The 24,224-nt window shown below is 64.4% G+C and carries 19 protein-coding genes and 3 pseudogenes; 13 read left to right on the forward strand and 9 right to left on the reverse strand.

All coding sequences use genetic code 11. From position 1 onward, the window contains the following. Positions 1 to 43: 43 nt before the first annotated feature. The 3 genes from CBI38_RS33090 to CBI38_RS33105 form a co-directional block, all read right to left on the reverse strand. On the reverse strand, positions 44 to 565 hold the full coding sequence (locus CBI38_RS33090) for a flavin reductase family protein (RefSeq protein ID WP_230990419.1): 522 nt from the start codon (positions 563 to 565) through the stop codon (positions 44 to 46). A gap of 282 nt (positions 566 to 847) precedes the next feature. Next, positions 848 to 2,200 (reverse strand): bifunctional 3,4-dihydroxy-2-butanone-4-phosphate synthase/GTP cyclohydrolase II, encoded by a 1,353-nt coding sequence (locus CBI38_RS33095; protein WP_109335729.1) that lies wholly within the window; start codon positions 2,198 to 2,200, stop codon positions 848 to 850. 683 nt (positions 2,201 to 2,883) lie between these two features. After that, positions 2,884 to 3,692, reverse strand: a protein-coding gene (locus CBI38_RS33105) for an IS5 family transposase (RefSeq protein WP_204165050.1) whose coding sequence is annotated in 2 segments (ribosomal slippage) — positions 2,884 to 3,353 and positions 3,353 to 3,692 — 810 coding nt in all. Because the reading frame shifts where the segments join, the coding sequence is not laid out codon by codon here. Between the two features lie 355 nt (positions 3,693 to 4,047). Here CBI38_RS33105 and CBI38_RS33110 point away from each other — a divergent pair. Both CBI38_RS33110 and CBI38_RS40795 read left to right on the forward strand, forming a co-directional pair. Further along, entirely contained in the window at positions 4,048 to 4,377 is a 330-nt protein-coding gene (locus CBI38_RS33110; RefSeq protein WP_109335731.1) for an integrase catalytic domain-containing protein, read from the forward strand. A 54-nt stretch (positions 4,378 to 4,431) separates the two neighbouring features. Further along, positions 4,432 to 4,689 carry an integrase core domain-containing protein gene (locus CBI38_RS40795; RefSeq protein WP_109335732.1) on the forward strand — a complete coding sequence of 86 codons (258 nt, stop codon included), beginning with the start codon at positions 4,432 to 4,434 and terminating at the stop codon, positions 4,687 to 4,689. 126 nt (positions 4,690 to 4,815) lie between these two features. Here CBI38_RS40795 and CBI38_RS33120 read toward each other — a convergent pair whose 3' ends face one another. Then, complete coding sequence (locus CBI38_RS33120; protein WP_162603352.1) at positions 4,816 to 5,091, reverse strand: hypothetical protein; 276 nt, start codon at positions 5,089 to 5,091, stop codon at positions 4,816 to 4,818. A 480-nt stretch (positions 5,092 to 5,571) separates the two neighbouring features. On the opposite strand from CBI38_RS33120, the gene CBI38_RS33125 reads away from it, so the two are divergent. From CBI38_RS33125 to CBI38_RS40410, 5 genes and pseudogenes are all read left to right on the forward strand, one after another. Next, a complete protein-coding gene (locus CBI38_RS33125; RefSeq protein WP_109335734.1) occupies positions 5,572 to 6,780 on the forward strand; it encodes a cytochrome P450 in 1,209 nt (402 codons plus the stop codon). Position 6,781: 1 nt separating this feature from the next. After that, the gene (locus CBI38_RS33130; protein ID WP_109335735.1) at positions 6,782 to 7,705 is read left to right on the forward strand and encodes an SDR family NAD(P)-dependent oxidoreductase; all 924 of its coding nucleotides are present in this window, start codon (positions 6,782 to 6,784) and stop codon (positions 7,703 to 7,705) included. Between the two features lie 27 nt (positions 7,706 to 7,732). Further along, a complete protein-coding gene (locus CBI38_RS33135) occupies positions 7,733 to 9,370 on the forward strand; it encodes a long-chain fatty acid--CoA ligase (RefSeq protein ID WP_109335736.1) in 1,638 nt (545 codons plus the stop codon). A 733-nt stretch (positions 9,371 to 10,103) separates the two neighbouring features. Next, a pseudogene (locus CBI38_RS40405) lies at positions 10,104 to 10,355 on the forward strand (site-specific integrase); the annotation flags it as partial. A 91-nt stretch (positions 10,356 to 10,446) separates the two neighbouring features. After that, a pseudogene (locus CBI38_RS40410) lies at positions 10,447 to 10,867 on the forward strand (transposase); the annotation flags it as partial. A 224-nt stretch (positions 10,868 to 11,091) separates the two neighbouring features. Here CBI38_RS40410 and CBI38_RS33150 read toward each other — a convergent pair. The 4 genes and pseudogenes from CBI38_RS33150 to CBI38_RS33165 form a co-directional block, all read right to left on the reverse strand. Next, positions 11,092 to 14,349 carry a protein kinase domain-containing protein gene (locus CBI38_RS33150; protein WP_109335737.1) on the reverse strand — a complete coding sequence of 1,086 codons (3,258 nt, stop codon included), beginning with the start codon at positions 14,347 to 14,349 and terminating at the stop codon, positions 11,092 to 11,094. Positions 14,350 to 14,621: 272 nt separating this feature from the next. Further along, positions 14,622 to 14,939 (reverse strand): annotated as a pseudogene (locus CBI38_RS33155) (IS5/IS1182 family transposase); the annotation flags it as partial. A gap of 131 nt (positions 14,940 to 15,070) precedes the next feature. Beyond that, complete coding sequence (locus CBI38_RS33160) at positions 15,071 to 15,523, reverse strand: flavodoxin domain-containing protein (protein WP_204165051.1); 453 nt, start codon at positions 15,521 to 15,523, stop codon at positions 15,071 to 15,073. Next, complete coding sequence (locus CBI38_RS33165) at positions 15,520 to 16,854, reverse strand: FAD-dependent oxidoreductase (RefSeq protein WP_162603354.1); 1,335 nt, start codon at positions 16,852 to 16,854, stop codon at positions 15,520 to 15,522. The genes CBI38_RS33160 and CBI38_RS33165 overlap by 4 nt, the downstream gene beginning before the upstream one ends. A gap of 695 nt (positions 16,855 to 17,549) precedes the next feature. Here CBI38_RS33165 and CBI38_RS40800 point away from each other — a divergent pair. Then, a complete protein-coding gene (locus CBI38_RS40800; RefSeq protein WP_162603355.1) occupies positions 17,550 to 17,771 on the forward strand; it encodes an enoyl-CoA hydratase/isomerase family protein in 222 nt (73 codons plus the stop codon). A 432-nt stretch (positions 17,772 to 18,203) separates the two neighbouring features. Here CBI38_RS40800 and CBI38_RS39660 read toward each other — a convergent pair whose 3' ends face one another. Continuing rightward, positions 18,204 to 18,722, reverse strand: coding sequence for a transposase (locus CBI38_RS39660; RefSeq protein WP_230990320.1), 519 nt, complete (start codon positions 18,720 to 18,722; stop codon positions 18,204 to 18,206). 848 nt (positions 18,723 to 19,570) lie between these two features. On the opposite strand from CBI38_RS39660, the gene CBI38_RS39665 reads away from it, so the two are divergent. The 5 genes from CBI38_RS39665 (at position 19,571) to CBI38_RS33190 (ending at position 24,214) form a co-directional block, all read left to right on the forward strand. After that, a complete protein-coding gene (locus CBI38_RS39665; RefSeq protein WP_230990420.1) occupies positions 19,571 to 20,077 on the forward strand; it encodes an IS110 family transposase in 507 nt (168 codons plus the stop codon). A gap of 106 nt (positions 20,078 to 20,183) precedes the next feature. Continuing rightward, positions 20,184 to 20,495 carry an IS110 family transposase gene (locus tag CBI38_RS39670; protein ID WP_230990421.1) on the forward strand — a complete coding sequence of 104 codons (312 nt, stop codon included), beginning with the start codon at positions 20,184 to 20,186 and terminating at the stop codon, positions 20,493 to 20,495. 123 nt (positions 20,496 to 20,618) lie between these two features. Next, positions 20,619 to 20,837, forward strand: a complete 219-nt coding sequence (locus CBI38_RS39675; RefSeq protein WP_230990422.1) for a hypothetical protein — start codon at positions 20,619 to 20,621, stop codon at positions 20,835 to 20,837. A 471-nt stretch (positions 20,838 to 21,308) separates the two neighbouring features. Then, positions 21,309 to 22,604 (forward strand): phenylacetate--CoA ligase family protein, encoded by a 1,296-nt coding sequence (locus tag CBI38_RS33185; protein WP_109335741.1) that lies wholly within the window; start codon positions 21,309 to 21,311, stop codon positions 22,602 to 22,604. Positions 22,605 to 22,606: 2 nt separating this feature from the next. Further along, a complete protein-coding gene (locus tag CBI38_RS33190) occupies positions 22,607 to 24,214 on the forward strand; it encodes an AMP-binding protein (protein ID WP_109335742.1) in 1,608 nt (535 codons plus the stop codon). Positions 24,215 to 24,224: the final 10 nt, after the last annotated feature.

Below are 24,224 nucleotides of genomic sequence, written 5' to 3' on the forward strand. Positions count from 1 at the left end.
AAGCGTATTAGTTAGCTCTTGCTGAATCGTTCTTGTCGGCCGGTCACGACACCTCCTCCTGCCGGGTGGTGGCGGTCTGCAGTCCGTAGGCGCCGCGGTGGAACAGCAGCGGACGTAGGGTTTTGTCCTCACCGAGGTCGGTGACCGATGCGACGACGACGGTGTGATCGCCGCCGTCGTATTCGGCCCACAGACTACAGTCCACCCATGCCACGACGCCGTCGAGAATTGGAGCGCCCTGCAGACTGGGTCGCCATGCCACGCCGGCGAACTTGTCGGTGCCGGAGCGGGCGAAAGCGTTCGATACCCCGTCCTGGCCGTCGGCGAGCACGTTGATGCAAAACTGCTGCGCGCGGCGGACTTTCGGCCAGCTGCTCGACGTGCGGGATGCACCGAAACTGACCAGCGGCGGATCGAGGGACAGCGAGGCGAAGGATTGGCAGGTAAAGCCGATCGGGCCGGCCGGACTCATTGCGGTGATCACCGTGACACCAGAGCAGAAATGCCCGAGCACGTTCCGCATGTCTGCCGGACCGATTTCGGTTGCTTGTTGTGTGATTGTCATGTCGTCACTCCTGGGATGGCAGCAGTCGATGCCAGGCGAATTGGAAGGTGACACGATGCTCCGGTGGATCGCCCCGGCGCCGGCGCTTCATGTCCGGAGTCTTGCTGCGTGTGTAACGTGAATCCTTCGTAGCCGCGTTCGGCGATCCGATCGACATCACGCCGGTACCGCCTGAAGGTGGCAAACTCGATCAGTCCGCCGCGGCGCTGCCGGTATAGGGGGTCCTCGTCGTAGGCCTTCCGTATTCGCTCCGGCAGGAGCATATTTTGTCTGGTGATCAACTCAGAAACACTGGATGTTTCCGCGGGAGAATACGTCATCCCAACCTTCCCCTTCGTGTGAACCGAATGGCTGGCCTTGACCGGCCGCTTGACTTGGCGCGCCGAGGTCGTGACCCAAGCGCTCTCTTTTGGTCCGCAGATACTGCGCGTTGTGCGGGTTTTCTGCGCCCTGCAGAGCAACCCGGCCGAGGATGTCAATGCCGTGACCCGCAAGCCCGCCGTATTTCGCCGGGTTGTTGGTGATCAGACGCATCCGGCGGATGCCGAGGTCCCTCAGGATCTGGACGCCGACGCCATAACTACGCGCGTCCACGGGAAGCCCCTGCGCGATGTTGGCGTCGATGGTGTCGAGCCCGTCGTCCTGCAGGGCGTAGGCGCGGATCTTGTGTGCGAGTCCGATCCCACGTCCTTCATGGCCACGCAGATACACCACCGCACCGCATCCCTCCTCGGCTACGAGGCGCGTCGCCTGCTTGAGCTGCCCGCCACAGTCGCAACGCAAGGAGCCGAGGGCGTCCCCGGTCAAACATTCACTGTGAACGCGCACCAGCGCCCCCTGCTCAGATGCGCTGGCGCGTGCCATGTCGCCGAGTACAAGTGCGAGATGTTCGACGCCATCGAGAGTGGATCGGTAGGCCACGGCGCGGAAGTTGCCGAATTCCGTGGGCATGGTGGAGCTGGCAACGGGTGTGACGAGCCGCTCGGTAGAACGTCGGTAGCGGACCAGATCGTCAATCGCGAGAACCGGCAGCCCGTACTGCTGCGCGAACTGGCGGAGGTGTTCGCCGCGGCGCATGGAGCCGTCCGGGGCAACGATCTCGCCGATGACGGCGACGGGCTCGTGGCCGGCTAGAGTCATCAGATCGACCGCCGCTTCGGTATGCCCCCGGCGAACCAGCACGCCGCCATCGCGAGCACGCAGCGGGAAAATATGGCCGGGCCGGCGGAAGTGTTCGGGACGAGAGGCCGGATCGGCGAGGGCGCGCAGAGTGCGGGCACGGTCGGTGGCTGACACGCCCGTGCCACTGTCGACGTGGTCGACGGTGACGGTGAACGCGGTGCCGTGGAGGTCGGTGTTGCTGGCGACCATCTGCGGTAACTGTAGCGCGTCAGCGTGCTCACCGGTCATCGGCGCGCACAGGATGCCGGTGGTGTGCTGGACCATGAAAGCTGCCTGCTCGGTGGTGACGGTGGCTGCGGGCACGATGAGGTCGCCTTCGTTCTCGCGGTCCGCGTCGTCGATGACGACGACCATGCCGCCGGCGGCGATGGCGGCCACGGCCTCGTGCACAGATCTCGTGGAAGGCTGCGACCCGAGTAGTTCGTCGATGGACTTATCTGCGGAGAGCGTCATCGCAATTCCTTCTCGACTGAGCGTCCTGAAGCAACAAAGAGGTCTGCGGAATCGACTTCCAAGCGCCAAGGTGGGGGTATAAACCGGGGGAGATCAGCGGTGACCGGACCACTGACTTGAACCGATCAGCTGTGTACCGGGTTGTCGTAGTTCTCCGATTGCGTTACCGAGCTAACCAAGCAGGTATTACGTGCGTCACGGGGAGAACTACCTGTTCTCGCCTTCGAAACCGCCGCCGCGGTCCACAGGTGTGGGGTTTTCGTTCGGCGTCGGCATCGACGCCCGCGCTGCGCCGTGGTCGAGATCCTCAGCGACCACCAGCGTGGTAGACCCGGCGATCGGGACCGACGGTGGCATCGCGACCGCGCCCCGGTATGACCAGTGGCGTGCCCCCGGTGAATGGGGCCACCCTGTTTTAGGGTCTTGTCGCCCGTGAACTGGGCGGATAGGACGATGGAGAACATGGCTGGACGGAAGCGGAACTCCGCAGAGGACTGTGCGCACACTGCACCGTGCGGACGAGCTCACTGCTGCTGGTAAGACGCAGGAGGAGATCGCTGCGGAGTTCGAGGTGTCGGCAGCGACGCTGTACAACTGGCGCCGCCATACGGCGGTATGGCCACCGACGCAGCGAAGGAACTCGAGGAGCTGCGCGAGCAGAACAGCAAGCTTAAGAACGTGTCTCATGTGGGGAGCTTCTTGAAGCAGGTGAGTGCGGCGGCGAGGTGAAGGAAGCCGGCGAAGTGTTCGCCGTGGCGCTCGTAGCGGATGGTCATGCGCCGGTAGTCGGTGAGCCAGGCGATGGTGCGTTCGATCTTCCATCGGTACCGGCCTAGGCGATCGTTTCGCTCGATGCCGCGGCGGGCGATCCGTGGGACGATGCCTCGTTCGCGCAGCCACCGTCGGTGAATGTCGTAGTCGTAGCCCTTGTCGGCGCGAAGCTTTCCTGGCTTGCGTCGGCGCGGTCCGCGCCGAGACTTCACGCCCGGAATCGCTGCCACCAATGGTTGCAGCATCGTGCTGTCGTGGGCGTTCGCCCCGGTCACGCCCACGACCAGTGGGATTCCATTCGTTTCGGACAGGACGTGGATCTTCGATCCCTTCTTACCGCGGTCGACCGGGCTGGGACCCGTCAGTGAGCCCCCCTTTTCACCCGCACGCTTGCCGCGTCCAGGATCGCTGCCGTCCAGTCGAGTTCGTCCGCGCTACCGAGTCGATCGAGCACCTCGCGATGGAGTTTCTCGAACACCCCATCCCGCACCCAGGCACTGAACCGTCGATGCGCGGTCGGCACGGTTACCCCGAACGAGGGCGGCAGGTGCCGCCACGCACATCCGCTGGTGAGCACGTACACGATCGCGGTGAACACCGCCCGGTCATCGGCCGGCGCACTGCCACCTCCCTGCGGCCGGGCGACAAAAGGAGGAATCAACGATTCGACTATCTCCCACAACGCATCCGGAACCAACCTCAGTGACAACTCATCTACCACGTGTCACATTATGCCCACAGGCCACTACATCCACATGAGACACGCGCTAAAGCGGCTGCTCGCCGAGGCCGAGCTGGAGAAGGACGCGCTGCGGGAGGTAGCGAAAGGAAAATTCTGAGCCCAGCTGCCAAGCGTCGCGCGGTCGACATGCTCGTCTCCACGATCAGCATGTCGAAGCGGTTGGCATGCAGAGCGGTTGAGCTCGCCCGCTCCATCTACGCCCGAACACCTCTCGCTCAGACACCAGCAGACCCCGATGCCGCTCTGAGAGCGGCGCTGCGCGAATACGCCCGCACGCCACCCGCTGCACGGATTCTGTCGCGCCTGGGCGCATCTGAGGCACGATCAGGGCGCGGTGGGGGACAACAAGAAGGTCCACCGGCTGTGGAAGGAGGAAGGCCTTCAGGTTCGGATTCACCATCCACGCACACGGTCCGGTGCCAGCTCGTGCCCGCAGATCGAAGCCGACGCCCCGCATGTGGTGGCTGTGGATTTCTCGTTCGACTCCACCATCGACGGGAAAGCGATCAGGATCGCCTCGATGATCGACGAGCACACGAGGCAGTCGCTGCTGAAGATCGTCGAGCGATCGATCACCGCGCAGCGGTTGACCGACGAGCACGGCAAGGCATTCGCGTTGTGGGGCGGACTGCCGCTGGTGCTGCGGATGGACAACGGTCCGTAGTTCATTTCGACTGTGCTGCAGCAGTTCTGCAGGGATCGCGTCGGTATTTAGTACATTCCGCCGGGGACGCCGTGGAACAACGGGCACATCGAATCATTCAATAATCGTTTGCGGAAGGAATGCCTGAACCGGAACCACTGGACGAGCCTGCTCGAAGCTCGAGTGGTGATCGAGGACTTCAAGGACGACCACATATCGGCACAGTCGTTGGGCTACCTGACGCCGGCCTGGGGGTCCCTCCCGCTTGCGGGGGCGTACGCTGCCCACTGCACCCACACCCACCAACCGGTGCACGGGTGCGAGATCGACTGAACTCACACAATCGCGACTCTACAACGACGGGGTCCGACTATTGGGGACCTGCCACCAGAGCCACCGATCTGGGGCAGGTCGCCCGGCCCGCCGGGAACCCGCAGGGTGCTTGCTCGAGGAAAGACCTCACCCGGGTGGTGCGCAGCTGCAGTTCAGCGACGCCGACGGAGACCCAGTCACACCGACATCGCGATGGTCTGACCGGGTCTCGGCTCCGCCGAGGTCGACCGGCGCGAAGATCGGTGTCTCGTACAGGCCCAGGTATTCGACCAGCTGTATTTCCAGGCGGTCATCGATGTTTCCGCCGTACGTCACGACGCCGTCGATGTCATTCGCCGACGGTCCCGCATTGTGGATCGCGCGCAGCGTCCACCAATCGCGGCGTTGGGCTGGACCTGTCACGGAACCCACCGGATCGCGCCGCGCGATCGAGGCACAGAACGAGCAAAGTGATGTGGCCTCCTCGCGCCGTTGGTGGGAGACCGGCTGGGTTGTCGGCTTGCCGCACCGCGAAGGCGGAGTCTTCTATTGCCCTCGGTTTCATGCCGTCGACGACGGTTCGGAGACGAAACAGGTAGTTCTCCCCGTGACGCAGGTAATACCTGCTTGGTTAGCTCGGATGCGCGATCTAGGTCGCTGTGAGGACGCCGGTGCTTCGCGACCCGTTGAAACGAGTGACGGATGCGGCCGGTCCCCGGCATGTCCATCTGGACGCGTCTCCGGTAGTGAAACGAGAGGACCTGACAGGTGACGAAACTGGATTTTGAAGATCGCGTGGCGCCAGCGGCACTAGCCCAGTCCGGACGAGGCAACAACCGACCAGTCCGTCTGGTCGGGCGGGCGATCCGTAACCGACGCTTTACCAATGGAGGATGAGGGACGATGACTACGCATTTTTCAGACATACAGCCGGAGGCGATTCGGGAGGAAGCCGCCTCCTACAGCCTTCACGACCAGAGTCTGGCCAAGAGCCCGTGGGATCCCTGGCGGCGCTTCCGCGCAGCGTCGGAGCTGCTGCGCAGTGATCAGGACGGCGGCTTCTGGATTCTCAGCCGCTACAGTCAGATCCGCGAGGCCGCCGGACACGAGGAGACCTTCTGCGCGCGCCACGGCCGGGCGCTACCACCGCATCCCGAAGGCCTGCTGCCGTCAGACGCTGATGGGGCGGTTCACCGAGAGTACCGGCGAATCATCAATCCATGGATGACCGCCTCCGCGATGGCCTACATGGAGCCCGAGGTCACGGCGTTCTGCGCGCAGCGGCTCGATCAGCTGGTCTCCAGGACGGAGTTCGACATCGCCAAGGACTACGTCTCGCCGGCGATCGTAATGAGCGGGATGAAGTGGCTTGACTGGCCCGTTGAGGAGTATGAGAAATTCGGCGACTGGGCGCATGCCATGCTGATTCCCAGCCACGGCACCGTGGAGGAGAAGCTGCGCGCCTGGAGCGAGCTGTCCGACTGGGTGGCCGGCGACATCGAGCGACGCCGCGCCCAACCACGTGAGGGTGTCATCAACGCGGTGATCGACGCCGAGGTTGAGGGACGCCCGATCACCGACAAGGAGATCCTTCAGATCGTGATCTCTCTGTTCCTCGGGGCAGTCGAGACGACCGGCTCGACGCTCAACTCCGCCTTCCATTACCTGGCGGACCATCCCGAGGCGCGCGAGTATCTGCGTGAGGACCCGGAGGGGCGCTTGCCACTTGCCGTTGAGGAATTCCTGCGCACCGCCGGGTCACTTGCCTACACGGCGCGCACGGTAACGGAGGACACGACGCTCGATGGCTGCCCGCTGAAGAGGGGCGACAAAGTTGCGTTGCTGATGAGCTCGGCCAGTCGCGACGCCGACGTGTTCGACAACCCGGACGAGGTGGTACTCGATCGTAAGCCGAACCGGCATTTCGCATTCGGTGCCGGACCGCACAAGTGCGCCGGCGCCACGTTCGCGCGCATGATGCTGCGGATCGCCATCCAGGAGGCCCTGGCGAAGCTGGGTGACTTCCGGGTCGCCGACGAGTCGGCGATCGGGTGGGAGATGGCCCAAGTGCGCGTGTGCACGAGTATGCCGATCATTCATCAGCGAGGCTGAGATGACGGCACAGCTCGATTTCGGTGGCCGGGTGGCGATCGTCACCGGCGCCGGTAAGGGTATGGGACGGGCACATGCACGCATGCTGGCGTCTCGGGGCGCTCGTGTCGTCGTCAACGACATCGTGGCGGCGGACGCCGACATGACCGTCACGGAGATCGGCGGCGACGCGATCGCCGACCACAGCGACGTCGCGCTCGACGCGACGAGCGTCGTCGACGCGGCAATCGGCGCATTCGGCCAGCTCGACATCATCGTCAACAACGCGGCGATCATTCGCGCCGGCCAGTTCGCCGAGCAGGACCCCGACGAATGGTGGAGGGTGTTTGACGTAAGCCTGCGCGGCACCGTCGAAGTGACCCGCGCGAGTTGGCCTCATCTGGTCGCGTCGGGGACTGGTCGGGTGATCAACGTCGCGTCGAGCGGGATGCTTGCGAACTCCGGATTAAGCGCCTACGGGGCGGCGAAGGGTGCAATCTGGGCACTCGGCAACATCCTCGGCGCCGAGGGGGCAGAGGTTGGTGTGCAGGTCTCGACACTGCTGCCGACCGCATGGACGCCGATGGTCGAAAGCGTCCAGACGGATCCGGACGTCGTGGAGACGATGCGAACGAAGCTAACGCCGGAGCAGGTCGCGGCGTTCGTCGCCTTCCTTGCCCATCAGGACACCACCCTCACGGCCGACACCTTCAACGTGGGCGGCGACCGCGTATTCCGGATGGCACTCGCCGGCCTGCCTGCCGTGAGCCCGAAGGCGGCGACACCGGAGGGCTGGGCCGAGGTGTCGGCTGCGCTCGCTCGCGACAGCGACCAGCTCACCCCATACCGCACCACGCTCAGCCTGTTCGTGGACAAGCTAGTCGCGGCGAATCCCGGGCTCGCTGCGTGCTTCGGAGCGAAGCTCCCAACGGATCTGGCCGTCTGAGCGGTCGCCTCACGCCAAGGAGGGCGGATGAAGAGCACGATGATGGATTCGCCACTGACCATAGCCCGCATCCTGGAGCACGGGCGGCAGTGGCACGCGGCGCGCGAGGTCGTGACCGAGATCGAGCACGGACCGCGCCGGCGGGCCAGCTTCGCTGCTGTCGCCGCGCGCGCCGCCCGGCTGGCCAACGGGCTGTCAGCGCTCGGGGTCAGCGGCGACCAGCGTGTGGCCACCTACATGTGGAACAACCAGGAGCACCTTGAGGCATATCTCGCCGTTCCGGCGATGGGCGCGGTGCTGCACCCGGTGAACATCCGCCTGTCCCCCGAACAGGTCGCGTACACCATCGACGTCGCCGAGGACGCGGTGGTGATCGTCGACGAGTCGCTTGCGCCGGACCTGGCACGGCTGCTGCCCGACCTGCCGACCATTCGGGCTGTCGTCGTCAACGGCACGGTCGACCGCGACCTGTTCGCCCGCAGCGGCTGCGAGGTCGTGAGCTACGAGGCGTTGATCGCCGACAGCGGCGCGGAGCGGACCTGGGCCGATGTCGACGAGCGTGACGCGGCCATCCTCTGCTTCACGACCGGAACCACGGGCAATCCGAAGGGCGTCGCCTACAGCCATCGCTCGATCGCGTTGCAGTCACTGGCCTCGGCGACCGCGAACGCGCTGCGGATCGGTGCGGAGGATCGGATACTGATCGCGGTCCCGATGTTCCACGCCACCGCGTGGTGCTACCCATACAGCGGCTTTTGGTTCGGCGCGGACATGGTCATGCTGGACCGCTTCCTCAAGCCAGAGTCGATCGTGGGCGCGATCGAGCAGGAGCGGGTTACCTTCGCCAACGGCGTGCCGACGATCTGGAACGACGTACTGGCCCTGTTGCGGGCAGAGCCCGGGCACGATCTGTCGTCGCTGCGCTGCATCGTCGTTGGCGGCGCCGCGGTTCCGCGGTCCTTGATGGCGGCCTTCGACGCCGAGGTCGGTGTGCCGATCTTCCAGGGCTGGGGTCTGACCGAGACATCCCCGCTAGTGGCCGTGGCGCGGCCACCGGCGGGCGCGACTCCGGCCGACGCCGACGCCGCTCGTCTATCCCAGGGCCGCGTGCTCGCCGGTGTCGAAATTCGGATCGTCGATCCGGACACGCTCGCGGACCTGCCAGCCGACGGGAACACCATCGGCGAGCTGGAGCTACGCGGGCCGTGGGTAACCGGCTCGTACCTCAAAGACGACGGGACAGACAAGTTCCACGACGGCTGGCTGCGTACGGGCGACATCGGCACCCTCGACCCGTCCGGTTACGTTCGGTTGACCGATCGCACCAAGGACGTGATCAAGTCCGGCGGCGAGTGGATCTCGTCGGTCGCGCTCGAGGAAGCACTGCTCGCCCATCCGGGCATCACAGAGGCGGCCGTCATCGGCGTGCCGGATCAGCACTGGGGCGAGCGTCCCTGCGCGCTCGTGGTGGCCGCCTCCGGCGAGTCGCTGGAGCCGGAGGCGATTTACGCTTGGCTTCAGGAGCGGGTGCCGCGCTGGTGGATTCCCGAGTATTGGGTCCGCGTCGGTGCGTTGCCTCGGACGAGCGTCGGCAAGCTAGACAAGAAGCTGTTGCGCAGCCGCCATACGGTCGGCGAGCTGGACGTGATCGTGGTCGGCAAGTGACGTGACGGTGGGACCGCATGGCGCCACCAGCCTCGCAATACTCGTGATTCGGTTGTCGGCCTTGGCTGTACGGTGTGGATGACGCGCTTGCGGAGCAGGTTCAGGTTTGCGCGTCCGTACATCTGGCGTTTGAGCATCTTAAAGGTTACGTGGAATCTGGCTGTGGGGATGATCGTGTCTCCTCGGTGTTGACCACGGAACTGAGGAGACGGCTTGAGCGGCACGGTGGTGTTGGAGGAGAAGTGGCCGGTGCTGGGCCGGCATGTGCAGGCGGCCGGGTGGCTGCGGGTGTGGGCCGATCTCGGGAGGGCGCCTCGGACGATCGACGCCTTCGCACGGGGGCTTACCGAGTACCTGGAGATGTGCGAGCGGGAGGGTGTCGACCCGCTCGCGGCGAGCCGGGCACATGTCGGCGTCTATGTGCGGGAGTTGACCGAACGGCCCAGCCGCCGAGGCGCGAACGTGGTGTCCATCGACTCCGGATCCGGGCTGGCGAATGCCACGATTCAGCAAGCGGCTGGTGCCGGTGCGGCTGTTCTACGACCACCTCATGGAAGAGGGCCTGCGCGAGTCCAATCCCGTTGGCCGGGGCCGTTTCACGCCTGGCCGACGGGGCGGCGGGCATCAGCGTGGGTTGGTGCCCAGGTTGACGAAGCTGCCGTGGATCCCCAGCGAGCGACAGTGGGCGGGCATCCTGACCGTCGCCGCCGAGGAACCTGTCCGTAACCGTGTGATGCTGGCGCTGGCCTACGATGCCGCGCTGCGCCGTGAGGAGCTGGGGGCGCTGCGCACCGACGATCTCGACCCCGCCCACCGCACCCTGCGGATCCGGGCAGAGACGACGAAGAACCGGCTCGAGCGGGCCGTGCCCTACTCGGCTCCCACCAGGGTGCTGCTGTCGGACTATCTCGCGCACCGGGCGAGTCTCAGCAGGGCACGCGGACCGCTGTTCCTGTCGGAGTCCCGCCGCAATCACGCCCAACCGTTGAGCCTGTGGACATGGTCGAAGGTGGTACGACGGATTGCCCTGGCCGCCGATGTTCCGCGGCTTCGCGCTCGTGACACCGGTAACGAAGCGGTTCACCGACGTCGACGGGCTGCGGTGTTGACCGCGTTCGTCACCAACGCCGCTCGCGGTCAACCGGCCGCTCTGGAGTTGCGGCACCGGCGTCGCGCCCGCTGCGAGGATCGCATCCGCACAGCCAAGGACACCGGCCTGACGAACCTGCCGCTGCACGGCTTCGCGCAGAATCACATCTGGCTCGCGGTTGTGGCCCTCGCCGTCGAGCTGACAGCGTGGATGCCGATGATCGCCCTGCCCGACCACGCCGCACGTCGGTGGGAACCGAAACGTCCACGGCTGCGCCTGTTCTCGATCGGCGGCCGGTCGCCCGCGACGCCAGACGAACCCACCTCCGCCTGTCCGTGCACGCACCGTGGAAGGGGCTGATCGGAGCCGCCCTCACCCGGCTCGCGGCGATACCCGCGCCGACCTGACCAGCAGCAACCGCCCGACCAGATGAAAGGACCTCTCACACCGGGACCGTGGAACCCGGCGCCCACCCGACCGCGTCGGCAGGTCGCTCGAGCCCGAGGGCCGGGCACACTACCGAAACAACCAATCCGAACCCGACCAGCACAGCACATCAGCCCGAGGAAAGATCGAGGCTAACTCCGCCCGTTGGCCACAAGCTGGCCACGCTCATGCACATTGGAATAGGTCAGCGACCGTTTTCCTCCTTAGAAAGCCACGCCGCGACCTGCGTACGAGACTTGAAACCTAATTTAGCGAGCGTGCGCTCGACATGACCCTCGGCCGTGCGTTGCGCGATGAAGAGTCGGTCCGCTATCTCTTTGTTCGTCAGACCCCGGGCCACGAGCCGTGCGACCTCAGCCTCTCGTCGAGTGAGGCCCACCTCCTCAAGCACCGAGGAGCCGGATCCAGTACTCGTTTCCGACTGTCGGCTGGCGAGCGCGATCGCCTCCTGCACGAGCAAATGCTCGCCGCGGCGGTATTCTTCATAGAAGGTCTTCACCCCCAGCGCTTTCCGGATGCGTTCGACGTAACGATCGCTGTGATCGATCAGGACCTCCTGTCCGAACAGCGGGCTCCCGCCGACCGAGGACCACAATATGCGTGCGGCGCCGAACAACTGGCATGCCAGCCGTGACCGGCCTTCCTCGGCCGCGATCCAGGCGAGTAACTCGACGCACGCAGACATGCCCAGTTGGTCGTTCAGATCGTATTTCATATCCAGCGCAGCCGTCAGGTCGGCACGTGCCTTTCGATGTTCACTTCGTGTCCAATGCGCCAGACCGGATACCCACAGGGCCCAAGAGAGCGTCCATTGTTCTCCTACGGGTTCACAGGCGGCCCGGCACTGATTGCACAACTGGATCGCCCGGTCGGCTTTCCCTAACATGGTCAATACGAACGCCAGCTGCGAGACCCCGACCAAAGTGAGTGAATTTACAACGCCTTGTTTCTTGTGAAATGCGGTGGGTTCAGCAAGAAGCTCTTCCGCGCGAGAGAAGTTCCCGCGAAACTGTTCCGCCGAACCAAGGAACTGTTGCGCCCACATGCGAGCGGCTTGGTCGTCCAGCTGATCAGCGAGCCGGATGCACTCGTCGAAATATGCGCGAGCGGAGACATTATCGCCCTGATCCATTGCGATCCAGCCATTGACCCACAAAGCATTCGCACGCTCGCGGGTTGGCCGCTTATTCAAGCACAGCATACGGTCGATCCAGTATCGGCCCTCCTGCTCATGGCCACAATTCCAGTAGTAGCACAGCATGGCCACCATGCGGAGTCCGGCTGCCGACTCGGCGGAAGGGCTTAGGCAGGAATCCAGGGCGGCCCAAAGATTTGACTGCACACGTTGGAGTCGATTTACCCATTTCACCTGATCCGGACCGAACCAGGTCTCGTTACACAGCTCGGCAAGATGCAGATAATAGTCCCGATGACGTCGTCGAAACACCGGTTCATCCCCGGACGCCACAAGATGTTCCCGCCCGTAGGCCAGGATCGTCTCGAGCATGCGATAGTGGACTTCGGCACCGGTTCCGTCCCGTATCACAATTGATTTGTTTATCAATCCTGTTAAAACCAGGATAATTTCGTCCGCGCCGAGATCCTCGCCGACACAGACGGCTTCGATCGCTTCCAGGTCAAACCCACCCACAAATACGGAAAGTCTGGACCACAGCAGTCTTTCTTGCGCCGAACAGAGTTCGAAGCTCCAATCAACCATCGCCCGAAGTGTCTGATGGCGACCCGGTCCTCCGCGATTCCCTGAGGTCAGAAGTCGAAAGCGATCACCGAGTCGTCCGACTATCTGGTCTAGCGACAATGCGCGCAGGTGCGCCACCGCCAGTTCGATGGCCAACGGCAACCCATCCAACTGCCGGCACAGCTCCGCTGCGGCCGGCATCGACGCGGAGTCCAATTGGAATGCCGGCTGGACCTCCCGGACCCGTTCTTCGAACAGGTCGAGTGCCTCGTGACCATATCCGCGACGGCCCGGCGTGGACGTGATGTCGGCGATGGAGGGGAACGACAGGGGCGGCACGATGCGGCAATGCTCGCCGAGCACCCCAAGTGGTTCTCGGCTGGTAGCCAGGATGGTCAATTGTGGCGCAGCTCGAAGCATGCCACCGACCAGTCTTCCGCACACTTCGACCAAGTGTTCGCAGTTGTCAAGAACCAGCAGGAGGTGTTTACGTTCCAGATATGCGACGAGGACATCCTCGATGGAGCGCGTGGACTGATCACGGATCCGCAGTGCCGCCGCGATCTCGTGTGGCACCAGATCAGGTTCGGACACGTGTGCCAGTTCAACCAGGTACACGCCATCGCCGAACGCCCCGCTCAATTCGCGCGCGACTTGTGTCGCTAGCCTGGTCTTGCCCACACCCCCTACGCCGGTGAGCGTCACGAGCCGCTTGGATGACAAAAGGCGCTTTGTTTCGGCCATCTCGCGGCGACGTCCCACGAAGCTGGTGACGTCGCTGACGAGCTTGATGGCCGACGGCGCGCGAATCACCTCCTCGTGCCGCGGTGCGGGCTCCCCCCCGCACTCTCGAGGAAGTGCCATTTCGTCCACCACGCCGCCGCCTCGTCGTTCAATCTCACGCAGCTCGTCACCGAACGCAGCGGCCGTCAAGGCTCGATCCGCGGGGTCGGCGGCCATCGCATGTTCGATGGCGGCTGCCACATCTCCTGGGATGCCATTTTTGCGCAGATCCGGAACGGGGTGTTCGGTGATGCGGTCGAATTGGGCGACGACGTCCTCGCCGCTAACGCGTTCGAACGCCGCATGTCCGGTGATCGCGAAGAACAGCGTTGCTCCGAGGCTGTATACATCGGACGCGACCGTCGCCGGCTTGCCCCTTAAGACCTCCGGCGCCGTGAAGGCCGGCGAAGCGATGATCGTGCCCGCGCCAGTTCCGAATCCACCGGCAACGTGTGCGATGCCGAAATCGCTCAGCTCAGGTTCACCATAGTCCGTTAGGAGTATGTTTCCGGGTTTAACGTCGCGGTGCAGGACATCGAGGCGGTGCGCAGCCTCCAACGCTCCCGCCAACTTGACGGCGATATGAAGGGCGTGGGACAGATCGATCGGTCCGCTCCGCCGAATCCGCGTCGCCAGAGAATCGCGCTCATAGAAGGGCGTCACGATGTACGGCTGCCCGCTGTGCAGCGTGCCGGTCTGGTGGATGGTGACGATGTTCGGATGCCCTGACAGCCTGCCCATCGCATGCTGTTCGCGAAAGAAGCGCGCGAGATTTTCCGAATCCCGATCCGTTGTAAGGACCTTTACCGCGACTGTCCGGTCGAGAGTGGGCTGCCTGCATCGATAGACTACCCCAAAGCCGCCATGACCGACCTCTTCTGCCTCCACGAAACCAACCGACGCCAGCTCCGCAGCGATGTCGGGCATCGGTCGGGTGACGGGCGGCTTAACCTCCGCCATTCGCGCCCTCCAAGTTTATTGATACTGACGCAATCGAAGGAGAGGACGGATTCCGGCTCCGGAGCTCCGAGCTACCCGCATTGCCCGACGCTGGTCTCGCCCACCATCGCCCAACCAGTCTATCCTTCCGATCATTTATTAGGCGTGGGCGACGCCGGACGATCCGCACCCCCTCGGCGTGGTTTTTCCTCGAAACGTATCCTGGCATCGACTCGATGGTCTCGGCTTGCGGGTGCTGCGTGAACTCGTGGTGGATCTTCTCGTCCAGCTGACTCGACAGTCACGTCTTCCCGGTCGAGACCCACCATCTGGTCATAGGCGGCCAGACAGATCTGCTCCAGCTGTTCGAACACTCCGGCGTCGATCCACTCGTTGCGCCGGCTGCGGATCGCGCTCGCTGAGCAGGTCGAATCAGCTATGCGTTCGTAGGCGGCACCGAGCACGATCATCTGGTGGAATTTTGCGAACACGACCCGGTCCGGGATCAGCCGTGGCCGGTGACAGCCCAGCGGATGGATCACATTGCGTTCGGGAAGCGCGGCGAACTGATCCCATAGCGGTTCGATGACAGAAGATGGCAGGGAAGGCACAGGCACCTCGCGGGGAAGAACGAGACTTGACACCTCATTCCCCTACCTGTGCTTGTGCCTGCTCCACGTCACCGACGCGCACCTATCCGCGAAATCTCTTACAGGGCGAATGTTCTGGTATCGGGCGTCCGTCACAACTCCGCGACGATGTTTCTGGCCCAGGCGACCGCGATATCAGTGAACGGCTCTCCGCTGACAGCGTCGTGTCGGCCGGTCTCGCCGATCTGGCGTGCACCGAGCGCGGTCAGATCCTTGACGAGGACACCGATCGCGTTGTTGTAGGTTTCGTAAGTGCTGTCACCGAGCCCGAAGGCGGCGAACCGCAACGCGGAAAGGTCGGGCCGGGCATCGAGAAGGGCCTGCTGAAACGGCGCTGCCATCGCAGGCAATTCCCCCTCGCCATAGGTGGAAGTGATGACGGCGATCGTCTCTGTCTCGGAAAGGTCAGCGACGTCGACGTCCTCCATTGCAACAACTTCGGCTTTCACTCCGGCGTCATTGAAGGTACCGGCGATATCGTCGGCGACGAGTTCGGCGTTGCCGGATTCGGTACCGAACAGGATGCTGATTGCGCCCAATTTCATGCTCCTCTTGTCGTGTAGATTCCCGTGCAGTCCGGGGTGAGATGCCGATCGCGGATGGCACTGTCGCTGGCGATCGAGATCATCTGGTTGAGGTCGGTGATCTTGCGGCGGCAGCGATTGGCATTCGCGGTTTTTCGTTCGGCCTCGTCGATCGCCTGCCACCCGGCGAAGCTCGTGGACAATCCCAGCTGCGGCAGGATGGCCCTCAGCCCCCCGCCGTCTCGGTGCGGGATGCGTCCCTCGGCGAAATCGCTGACAATCCCTCTGGCTACCGCCTGCGCGTGCTTCCGGTTCTCGGCGATATTGCCGCGCCCGCCTCGCTCGAGCCAGCCGACCCGATAGACGTGCGAACCCGACCAGGTCTTCGCTGGTACGTCGTCGCGAGCCTCGTCGGCCTGGCAGAAACCGATCGCGGTAATAACCGTGTCTGCGGCGAAGGAGTCCTGCTCGCCAGATGCGCGGATGACGTCAAGGATGGTGCGCCCGTCCTGGTGCCGGACAGCGGCGGGCACGGTCTCGAAGTGGAACGTCACCCGTGTTCTGCCTGTGTGTTCTCCGTCGGAGTTGTGACTCGCGCGTAGCTGGTCACGCAGCAGATCCGCGACAGGGCCTGTCGTGGATGCGTCAAGTCCCTCGGTTCGGATGTCAACGCTGTCGATGTTGCAGAGTTCGCGCAGCATCGCGAGGTCGAACTTCACGTTTGCCGCCGATGATCGGCCCAGGACGCGGACCGAACGTGGCGGTGCCGGGCGCAGCAGCTCGAGTGCAGGGTCGTGGATGTCGGAGCCGGTGAAGTGCCGAGACGGTTTCGTGAGCAAACGCACGACGTCAATCGCCACATTGCCGTTTCCGACCACGATGATCTGCTCGCCCAGCTCCCTGCCTAGCGAGGTGTCCCAGGACGCAACTTCCCCGGGGTACGCATTCAGGGCACGCAGCAGTCCACCCGCCCCGATGACGTGGGCGGCCTCGTCATGCGGGATGGGGAGGGGGCGATCGCTCGGCAGGCCGGTCGCGACGACCACGATGTCGAAGGCACTGGTGATGTCTTCGAAGCGAACGTCCACCCCAATCCGGGTGTTCCCGACGAAGTTGATCGCGCCGCGCTCGAACATGCGGTCGAACTGCCGGGTGACCGCCTTGGTGCCCTGATGGTCGGCCGCAACCCCGTAGCGGGCCAGCCCGTAAGGCACCGGGAGCGCCTCAAAGATGCTGATCTCGGCGTCCGGCAGCTCCTTGCGCAGGAACTGTGCTGTATAGCAGCCCGACGGGCCACTGCCTATGACAGCGACGGTGGGCCTGAACAGCGTAAGTAGCGGACTAGCGGTCACCGGTGGTCTCCTCGTGATCCCGGACGGGCGTATGAGCTTGCCGTGCGTCGTCGACCCACCATCCGGAGGCCGCGCAGTCGGCCGAACTTCCGGAAGCAAGCCATGATGCCCCGGTAGCGAGAAGTGATCGACCGACCATCCAGTCGGTCGGGAAGCATGCGATCTATGTAACCATGTAGCCGGATACTGCGTCAACCATGAATGCCCGGCCCCTACTAACCCCTCGTCCACTTTGTCCCAAAACCGACGCTGCAGTTCTCGTCGATGCCCCGGATGCCCAGGTGAGCGCATCGGCGCGCGTTGCGTGACTTCCGTGACCCAGTTCAACGGTCGTCCCACAGCCCCTCCTCATCTAGGGTGTTGCCTCCACCGGTTGAGCCTGATTCGTCAACCTTCGACGGCGAACACGGACCGATCGAGCACGGGGGCTGATCGACACGGGGTGGGCTCTGGCAATTCTTGACAGCCGACCGGAGTGCCTGTTAAAAAGACCCACCCGACCGACTATACGGGCGACAAGCGGAGATAAATGCAACGATGCAGGACACCCAGCTCTCGGACCTCTGATCGGCCAGTATTCGGGTCTCGGTCGACCCGCTTCTAAGAGAGAAGTCAAATTGTTCAGTGACGCCAGGGCGCCAGGCGCTCAATCGACGGATGTGGCAGGCGATGTGCCTCAGTCGCTGATCGTTGAGGTGCGCGATGGCCTCGCATGGGTCACCCTCAATCGTCCGGCCGCCTTGAATGCCCTGGATCAGGAGGTCATGGATGGGTTGCTCGAGGTCTTGGACTCGCTCGCACGTGACCGTTCCGTGCGGTGCGTTGGCCTTCGTGGTGCCGGTCGTGCCTTCGCGAATTGGCCGCGGAACCGGACGTCGACACCAGTCAACTGCGGCCATCGTTCACGGGCACGTTGAGATAACCGCTGTTGCAACGACGTCTTCGGGGACGTGGGCGGTGTGGCCATGGTGTGTGATCCTGCCCGATGGGTGTGTCGCTGGCCAGTGTCGACCCGGTGACACTCGAGACTGAAGTGACTATTGGGAACTTCAGTGTGGAGTGGATGAATGTGCAAGTCGATATCGTGGGCACTGGTCATCGCGTGGTCCTTCATCGAGTGACTGTGGTAGGTCTCTCGGAGTCACGCGATGGCCACCTTCGTTGGCTACGACACGCCGGTCAGATACGGAACCGGTTCATACGCATAGATGATGGATACGGCCGCGGGGTGACGTGACCCGGTCGTACACCGACGCCCCTATGGGGGACTGTCTTCAGATGGATCTGTCCGTCACCTCGTGGCTGCGCGCATCGACCCGGCAGGCATGGCTTGATAGCGCCTCTGTGTGTCAAGCAGCCGTAGGTGGTGCGTGTTGTTGGTCCCTGAGCATTCGGCGATAGAGGACGTTCGCGAGGCGGCGTTTGAGTGCGCGCCGGGCTTCGGCTCGTGTCTTGCCTTCGTCGAGTTTGCGCTGGTAATAGACGCGGCCGGGCCCTGGGTCGCGGGCTTGGCAGACGGCGATGGTGTGCAGCACGGAATTGAGTTGACGATTGCCACCGGTATTGAGCCGGTGGCGTGTGTTCTCGCCGCTCGACGCTGCGAGAGGAGCGGTGCCGGTGGAGCCGGCGAAGTGATCGGCCGAGGGGAATCGGGTGATGTTCCCGATGTGGCCGAGAAGTTTGGCGGCAAGGACGGTGTTGATTCCGTGGACTTCCTGCAGAGTCGTCGTCGTGGCGGCGACTGCGTCGCGCATCTGAGCTTCGTTGGCTTTGATGTTCGAATCGATGCGCCGGAGGTCGGCAAGCACGTCCTTGGCCAAGTCCCGGCGGCAGGCGTCGGTGGCGGTGGTCGGTTTGATCCGTTGCATCGCAGCGCCGGCCTTGTCCGCCGAAGCCCGATCGGAACGCCGCCTGGAATCAGTTCCCGTAGCAGCTGGTGCAACCGGATGACCTCACACGCGTCTTCTCACGTGTGAGGTCATCGCGGCGCTCGGACAGCAGCCGCAAGATCGTGCTCTGGTCCTCGCGGTGAACTTGATGTAAGCCGTGGTGGTACAAGGCGGTCAGCGCGACGGCCCGGGGCATCGTCGGGGTCGGTTTTGCGTCCGCCGCCGGTGCTCAGGACCCGGACTTTCATTTGCGAGGGTGGAAGGAACGTCAACAACGTCCTCACCACGCGCGACCAGAATCTGCGCGATGCCCCGGCCGAGTCCCTTTGCTCCCTCGATCGCGTATTGCCGTTCTGGCCATCGCTGGCACCATTTCACCAACGCGGTGGCGGTGCCGGCATTGACCACGAACCGACGGGACCCGACGGTGACGCCGCTGCGGCCGACGGCAACTGCGGTGAATGACGACTTGTGCGGGTCGATTCCGATGATGACCACCTGGCAGTACTCCTTCGGTAGGCGAAGTCGAACGTGCCTGCGGAGGGCATCCTGACTTGAAGATCTCGTTCACGCCTCTGTCGAGCCACACCGCAGGGCGGGTGTCGACCGGCATGGCACGCTATCAGTGAGCCAACCTCCGAAGATGGTGGCAAGAAGCCTGCGAGCCTGCGCCGATCGACACCCTGGACGCTACGAGACTGCAGATCCCGATCGCATCCACCGGTGATTTAACAAGTCAGGAGCTTGACCTCCGCAGTCTCATCTATGTGCTGTCTGCCCGCCCGGTCGGTACGTGTCCACACCCATCGAGGGAAGGGGCATCATCTGTGGGCACCGACCACGAGAGCAAGATCAGCGTCTATGGGGGAATCGACACCCACAAGGACACCCATCACGTCGCGGTCATCGACGAACACGGACGGCCACTCGGTGACCGCGGGTTCGGCGCCACCGGCGCCGGCTACCGGAAGGTCATCGATTATCTCCGCGGTTTCGGCGTCGTCGTCGCGGTCGCGGTGGAGGGCACCGGCAGCTACGGCGCCGAACTGGCGCGCATACTGCGCCGTGCCGGGATGACCGTTCTCGAGGTCGCACGGCCCGACCGCCGTGCACGCCGCCTGCACGGCAAGTCCGACCCGCTCGACGCGTTCCAGGCGGCCGTCACTGCACTGTCCGGGCGCGGGCTGGCGACCCCGAAAGACCGCGACGGGCTTGTCGAATCGATGCGGATCCTGCTCACCGAGCGTTCCTCGGCTCGCAAGGCGCGAGGCGCGGCGATGAACCAGATCCATGCTCTGTTGGTGACCGCACCGGAACAGATACGCGCGACCTAAGGAATCTCGGCAGCGTGAAACTCGTTGCCGCACTCGCGCGCGATCACGGCCGACTTCCGGTCACGGCCCAGATCAAACCCTCCGCGGCTCTCTGAAACGACTGGCCGTGCGCCATCAGCAGCACACGTCCGACATCGATGGCATCGACACCCGGCTCGGTGAGTTGGCAGCCCAAGTCAACCCGGCCTTATTGCAGCTGCCCGGCGTCGGCCCCCTCGTCGCCAGCCAGCTTCTGGTCGCCTGCGGTGACAACCCCGAACGACTGAGCAGCGAGCAGCAGTTCGCCGCGCTGTGCGGAACTGCACCCATCCCCGCATCGTCGGGCAAGCATCAGCGGCACCGGCTCTCCCGGGGCGGTGACCGCACCGCCCAACTCCGCGATCCATCGCATCGTGCTCGTGCGAATGTCCGCCGGTGACACACGCACCGTCGACTACATTGCGCGACGCACAGCGGAAGGCAAGTCCGAACGCGAGATCATCGCTGCCTCAAACGCATCGTCGCGCGCGAGGTTTTCAAGCTCATCCAAAATCCGCTGCCAGTGAACAGCAGCACAGGCCGACTTCGCCAACGTCGCCGAACACTGGCCATCCCGATCACGACGGTGGCAACCGCACTCGCGGTTCCCTACCAGCGCGTACGGCGTCTCGAGATCGGGCAACGCCTCGACGCCGATCTCGCCGCCACATACTCGCGGTGGCTCACCGACCGCGAGCAGCAGTCCAGCGCAACCAATTTCTTCCACAGATCAAACGGGTGAGCCGCATAGCTCTGGTTGTGAAAGCGGTAGCAGGCCGCTAACTCTTCCACTGGCGGGTCAAACCTTGTGTTGGCATTCTTCGTCTCTCCGCCGCGTTTGGTTGTGGGTGGTGGATATCTTATGTGCTGTCAACGGTTGGACCGGTCAGCCAAGCCGGGTCGTTGCTGTCCCGCCCGATCGGGCGGTTGAGATGATAGCTCAGACAGCACGTTGTCAAGGTCTCGGCCCGGGTGTTACTGCCGGTTCGGCGGAACCGGGCGTGGTTGCAGAACTAGGTCGTGACGGTCGGGAGTCCGAAACCGTGACCAACAGTCCATCTCCAGTACAACTGAACGGCTGGGATTCTCGTCCGCCAGCCAGGCCGAACCGGCCGTGGCGCCGGTCAATACGGTGGGCAGTTCTTGACAGCCCCGGGGACGCCTGATAGAAAAGGTATCGACCGACCGGACGGGCGAACGGAGAATATAGAACATGAGTGTCCCAGACAGTGACGTGTGGAACGCGGTGGAAACGGTCGACCGGTCCGAGCTGATCGCGAAACAAAATGCGGTTCTGCCGGAACGAATCGAGAAAGCCTACGTAGAGGGCGGTCTCTACCGGAAAATGTACGATGCCGCCGGAGTCTCGCCAGGCGACTACGGCTCCCGCGCCGATCTCGGCCGGCTTCCGCTGGTCTCGAAGGACATGGTCCGCGCCTTCCGGGCGGAGACCGGCGACCCCTACGGTGGGTTGTCCTCGGGTGTGGTTCCGGGCGCCTCGATCAGCCATGGCTCGGGCACGTCCGGCACCCCGACGCTACAGGTCAGCTCGCCCGCCGATCGGGAGACGGTGGCCGACGAGCTGGCGTCGATGTTCTGGATGGCCGGGGCGCGCGAGGGGACGCGGATTTTGACTATGCAGAATTTCGGCGTCCGGGTCGAGCTCACCCTACCGTTGGCCGCGTTCAAGATCGGCGCGGTGCACATCCTGCCCGACCTCGGCTCAGCCTCGGTCGACCAGCTGGAGTTCCTGCGCCCGGAGGTCACCTGGGCCTATCCGGGCTGGCTTGACGGCCTCTCGGCTGCCGCGGCCAAGTCGGGTCGCAAACTGGACGCGGTGCTGGACTCCCTGGAGACGCTGTGGTGGGGCGGGCGGTACCTGTCGCCGCTGAAGCGGTCCCGGCTGCAGGAGCAGGTCGGCGCCACCATCTACGAGATGGGCGGGATGGGCGACGTCGGCCTGCACACGAGCTCGTGCTCCGCCCAGGACGGCATGCACATCCGCGAGGATCTGTTCGTCGTGGAGACCATCGATCCCGACTCCGGACAGCCGTTGACCGACGGGAGTCCGGGCGAGCTGGTGTTCACCTCGCTCTGGGATGAGGGCATGAATCACGTCCGCTGGCGTTCCGACGACATCGGCATGGTCAAGAGCGAGCCGTGCTCGTGCGGACGCACCTCGGCCCGCATCTTCCAGCTGGGCCGGGTCTGGGAGCGCACGGTCGTGGACGGCGTGCTGGTGATGCCAGGGCAGGTCGATGACATCCTCTACGACGTCACCGAGCAGGACGTCCCGTTCCAGCTGGTGCGCAGCGCCGACGGCAGCAGGCCCGCTTTCCTGCGGGTCGCCGTACCCAGCGATGGCGGCGTGAGCGTGGACGATCTCGGTGCGACCGTGTGTTCCCGGCTCGGTGTCGAGCTCGAAGTGCGAGCGACAACGACCGAGGAACTGGTCGGTTCGGCCGGCGCCAAATATGCCCACAAATACGCCCAGGTGAAGGACGAATAGTCATGCCCAGCAACGCGATAGAAACCGCCCGGGCCGCCATCGTGGCGCCCGAGGGCACTGGCATGGGCCGCCTGACGCTAACCGACATCGCCGAGGAACATGCGCGCAGCCGCCCGAACGAGATGGCGGCGATCTGCCAGCAGCACCGGATCACCTACGCCGAGCTCAATGTGCGCGCCAACCGTCTGGCCGCGTGGTTGCTCGCCCAGAACGTGGCGCCGGGTGATCGTATCCTGTGGCTCGGGCAGAACTGCCACCGGATTCTGGAGGGCATCTTGGCTGCCGCGAAGATCGGTGCCGTGTTCTGCCCGGCCAACTGGCGGGGCAGCGCGGAGGAATTTGCGTTCGTGCTCGAGGACCTGCAGCCGACCGTGGTGTTCTGGCAGGAGACCGAGGTCGGCGACAAGACGCGCGCGGCCCGCGGTTCGGTATCGGTGAATGCGGTGTGGGTGCGGCACGACACCGACGAGCCGGGCGGATACGAAGACGTTCTGCGGTCTGGGTCCGGTGACCACGCTTACGGGGAGGCGGACCCGGACGCGCCGGTCCTGCTGCTGTACACCGCCGCCTGGGAAGGCAAGCCCAACGGTGCGATGATCCCGCACCGCGCGATCATCGCGCACAACCTGATATGGGCCTGGCTCTCGGATATCGATCCAGCTTACTGCTATCTCAATTGTGGTCCGCTTTTCCACGTGGCCACGATGTATCCAATGATGGCCACGTTCCACATGGGTGGCAAAAACGTCTTCCTGTCCCGTGCCGATCCTCGTGAGATCTGCGAAACCGTGGACCGGGAACGGTGCAACGGGGCGTTTATCATCGAGCCGACGATCTCGAAGATTCTCGCGCTCGACGATCTCGAGAGGTACGACCTGCACTCGCTCAAGGTGTGGCCGACGCTCAACCCCGAGTGGGTCCAGATCACCTCGCCGGACGCCAGCCTGTGGGGACGGGGCGGCGCCACAGGCTACGGCCAGACCGAGTGCATGGGGCTGCTCACTGCGGCCGGTCTCGGCGGGCAGGGGGCGCACGGGCGGCCTGTTCCCGGCGTGCAGGTCCGCCTGCTCACCCCGGGCGGCGACGAGGTGGGTGTGGGTGAGGTCGGCGAGATCAGCGCCCGGGGCCTGACCGTCATGGTCGGCTACCACAACCGGCCGGAACTGAACGCGCGTCGCTTCGAGAACGGCTGGTACCGGACCGGGGACCTGGGCCGGCGCGAGCCCGACGGCTCACTGTCGTTCGTTGGCCCCCGAGGCCGCATGGTCAAGTCGGGGGCGGAGAACATCTACGTCGCCGAGGTCGAGGTCTGCATCGCCACGCATCCGGACGTGCAGGAGGTCGGCATCATCGGCGTCCCGGACGAGCAGTGGGGGCAGCGGGTCACGGCCATCGTGGTGGCCGACCCGGCAGCCGGGGTGACCGAGACCGCCGTCATCGAGCACTGCCGGACCCGGCTGGCCACCTACAAGAAGCCCTCCGTCGTGGTGATCCGGCCGCAGCCGTTACCCCGCACAGGTGCCGGGATCGACTACGACGCGCTGGACGAGCAGTACGGCGGTGGGGGCTACCCGGGTTCCGAGCAATTCCGCCGGAACGCGCGCTTCTGATGACCTTCGA

Origin of the sequence: Rhodococcus oxybenzonivorans (assembly GCF_003130705.1) — a bacterium.
GTDB classification, from domain to species: domain Bacteria; phylum Actinomycetota; class Actinomycetes; order Mycobacteriales; family Mycobacteriaceae; genus Rhodococcus_F; species Rhodococcus_F oxybenzonivorans.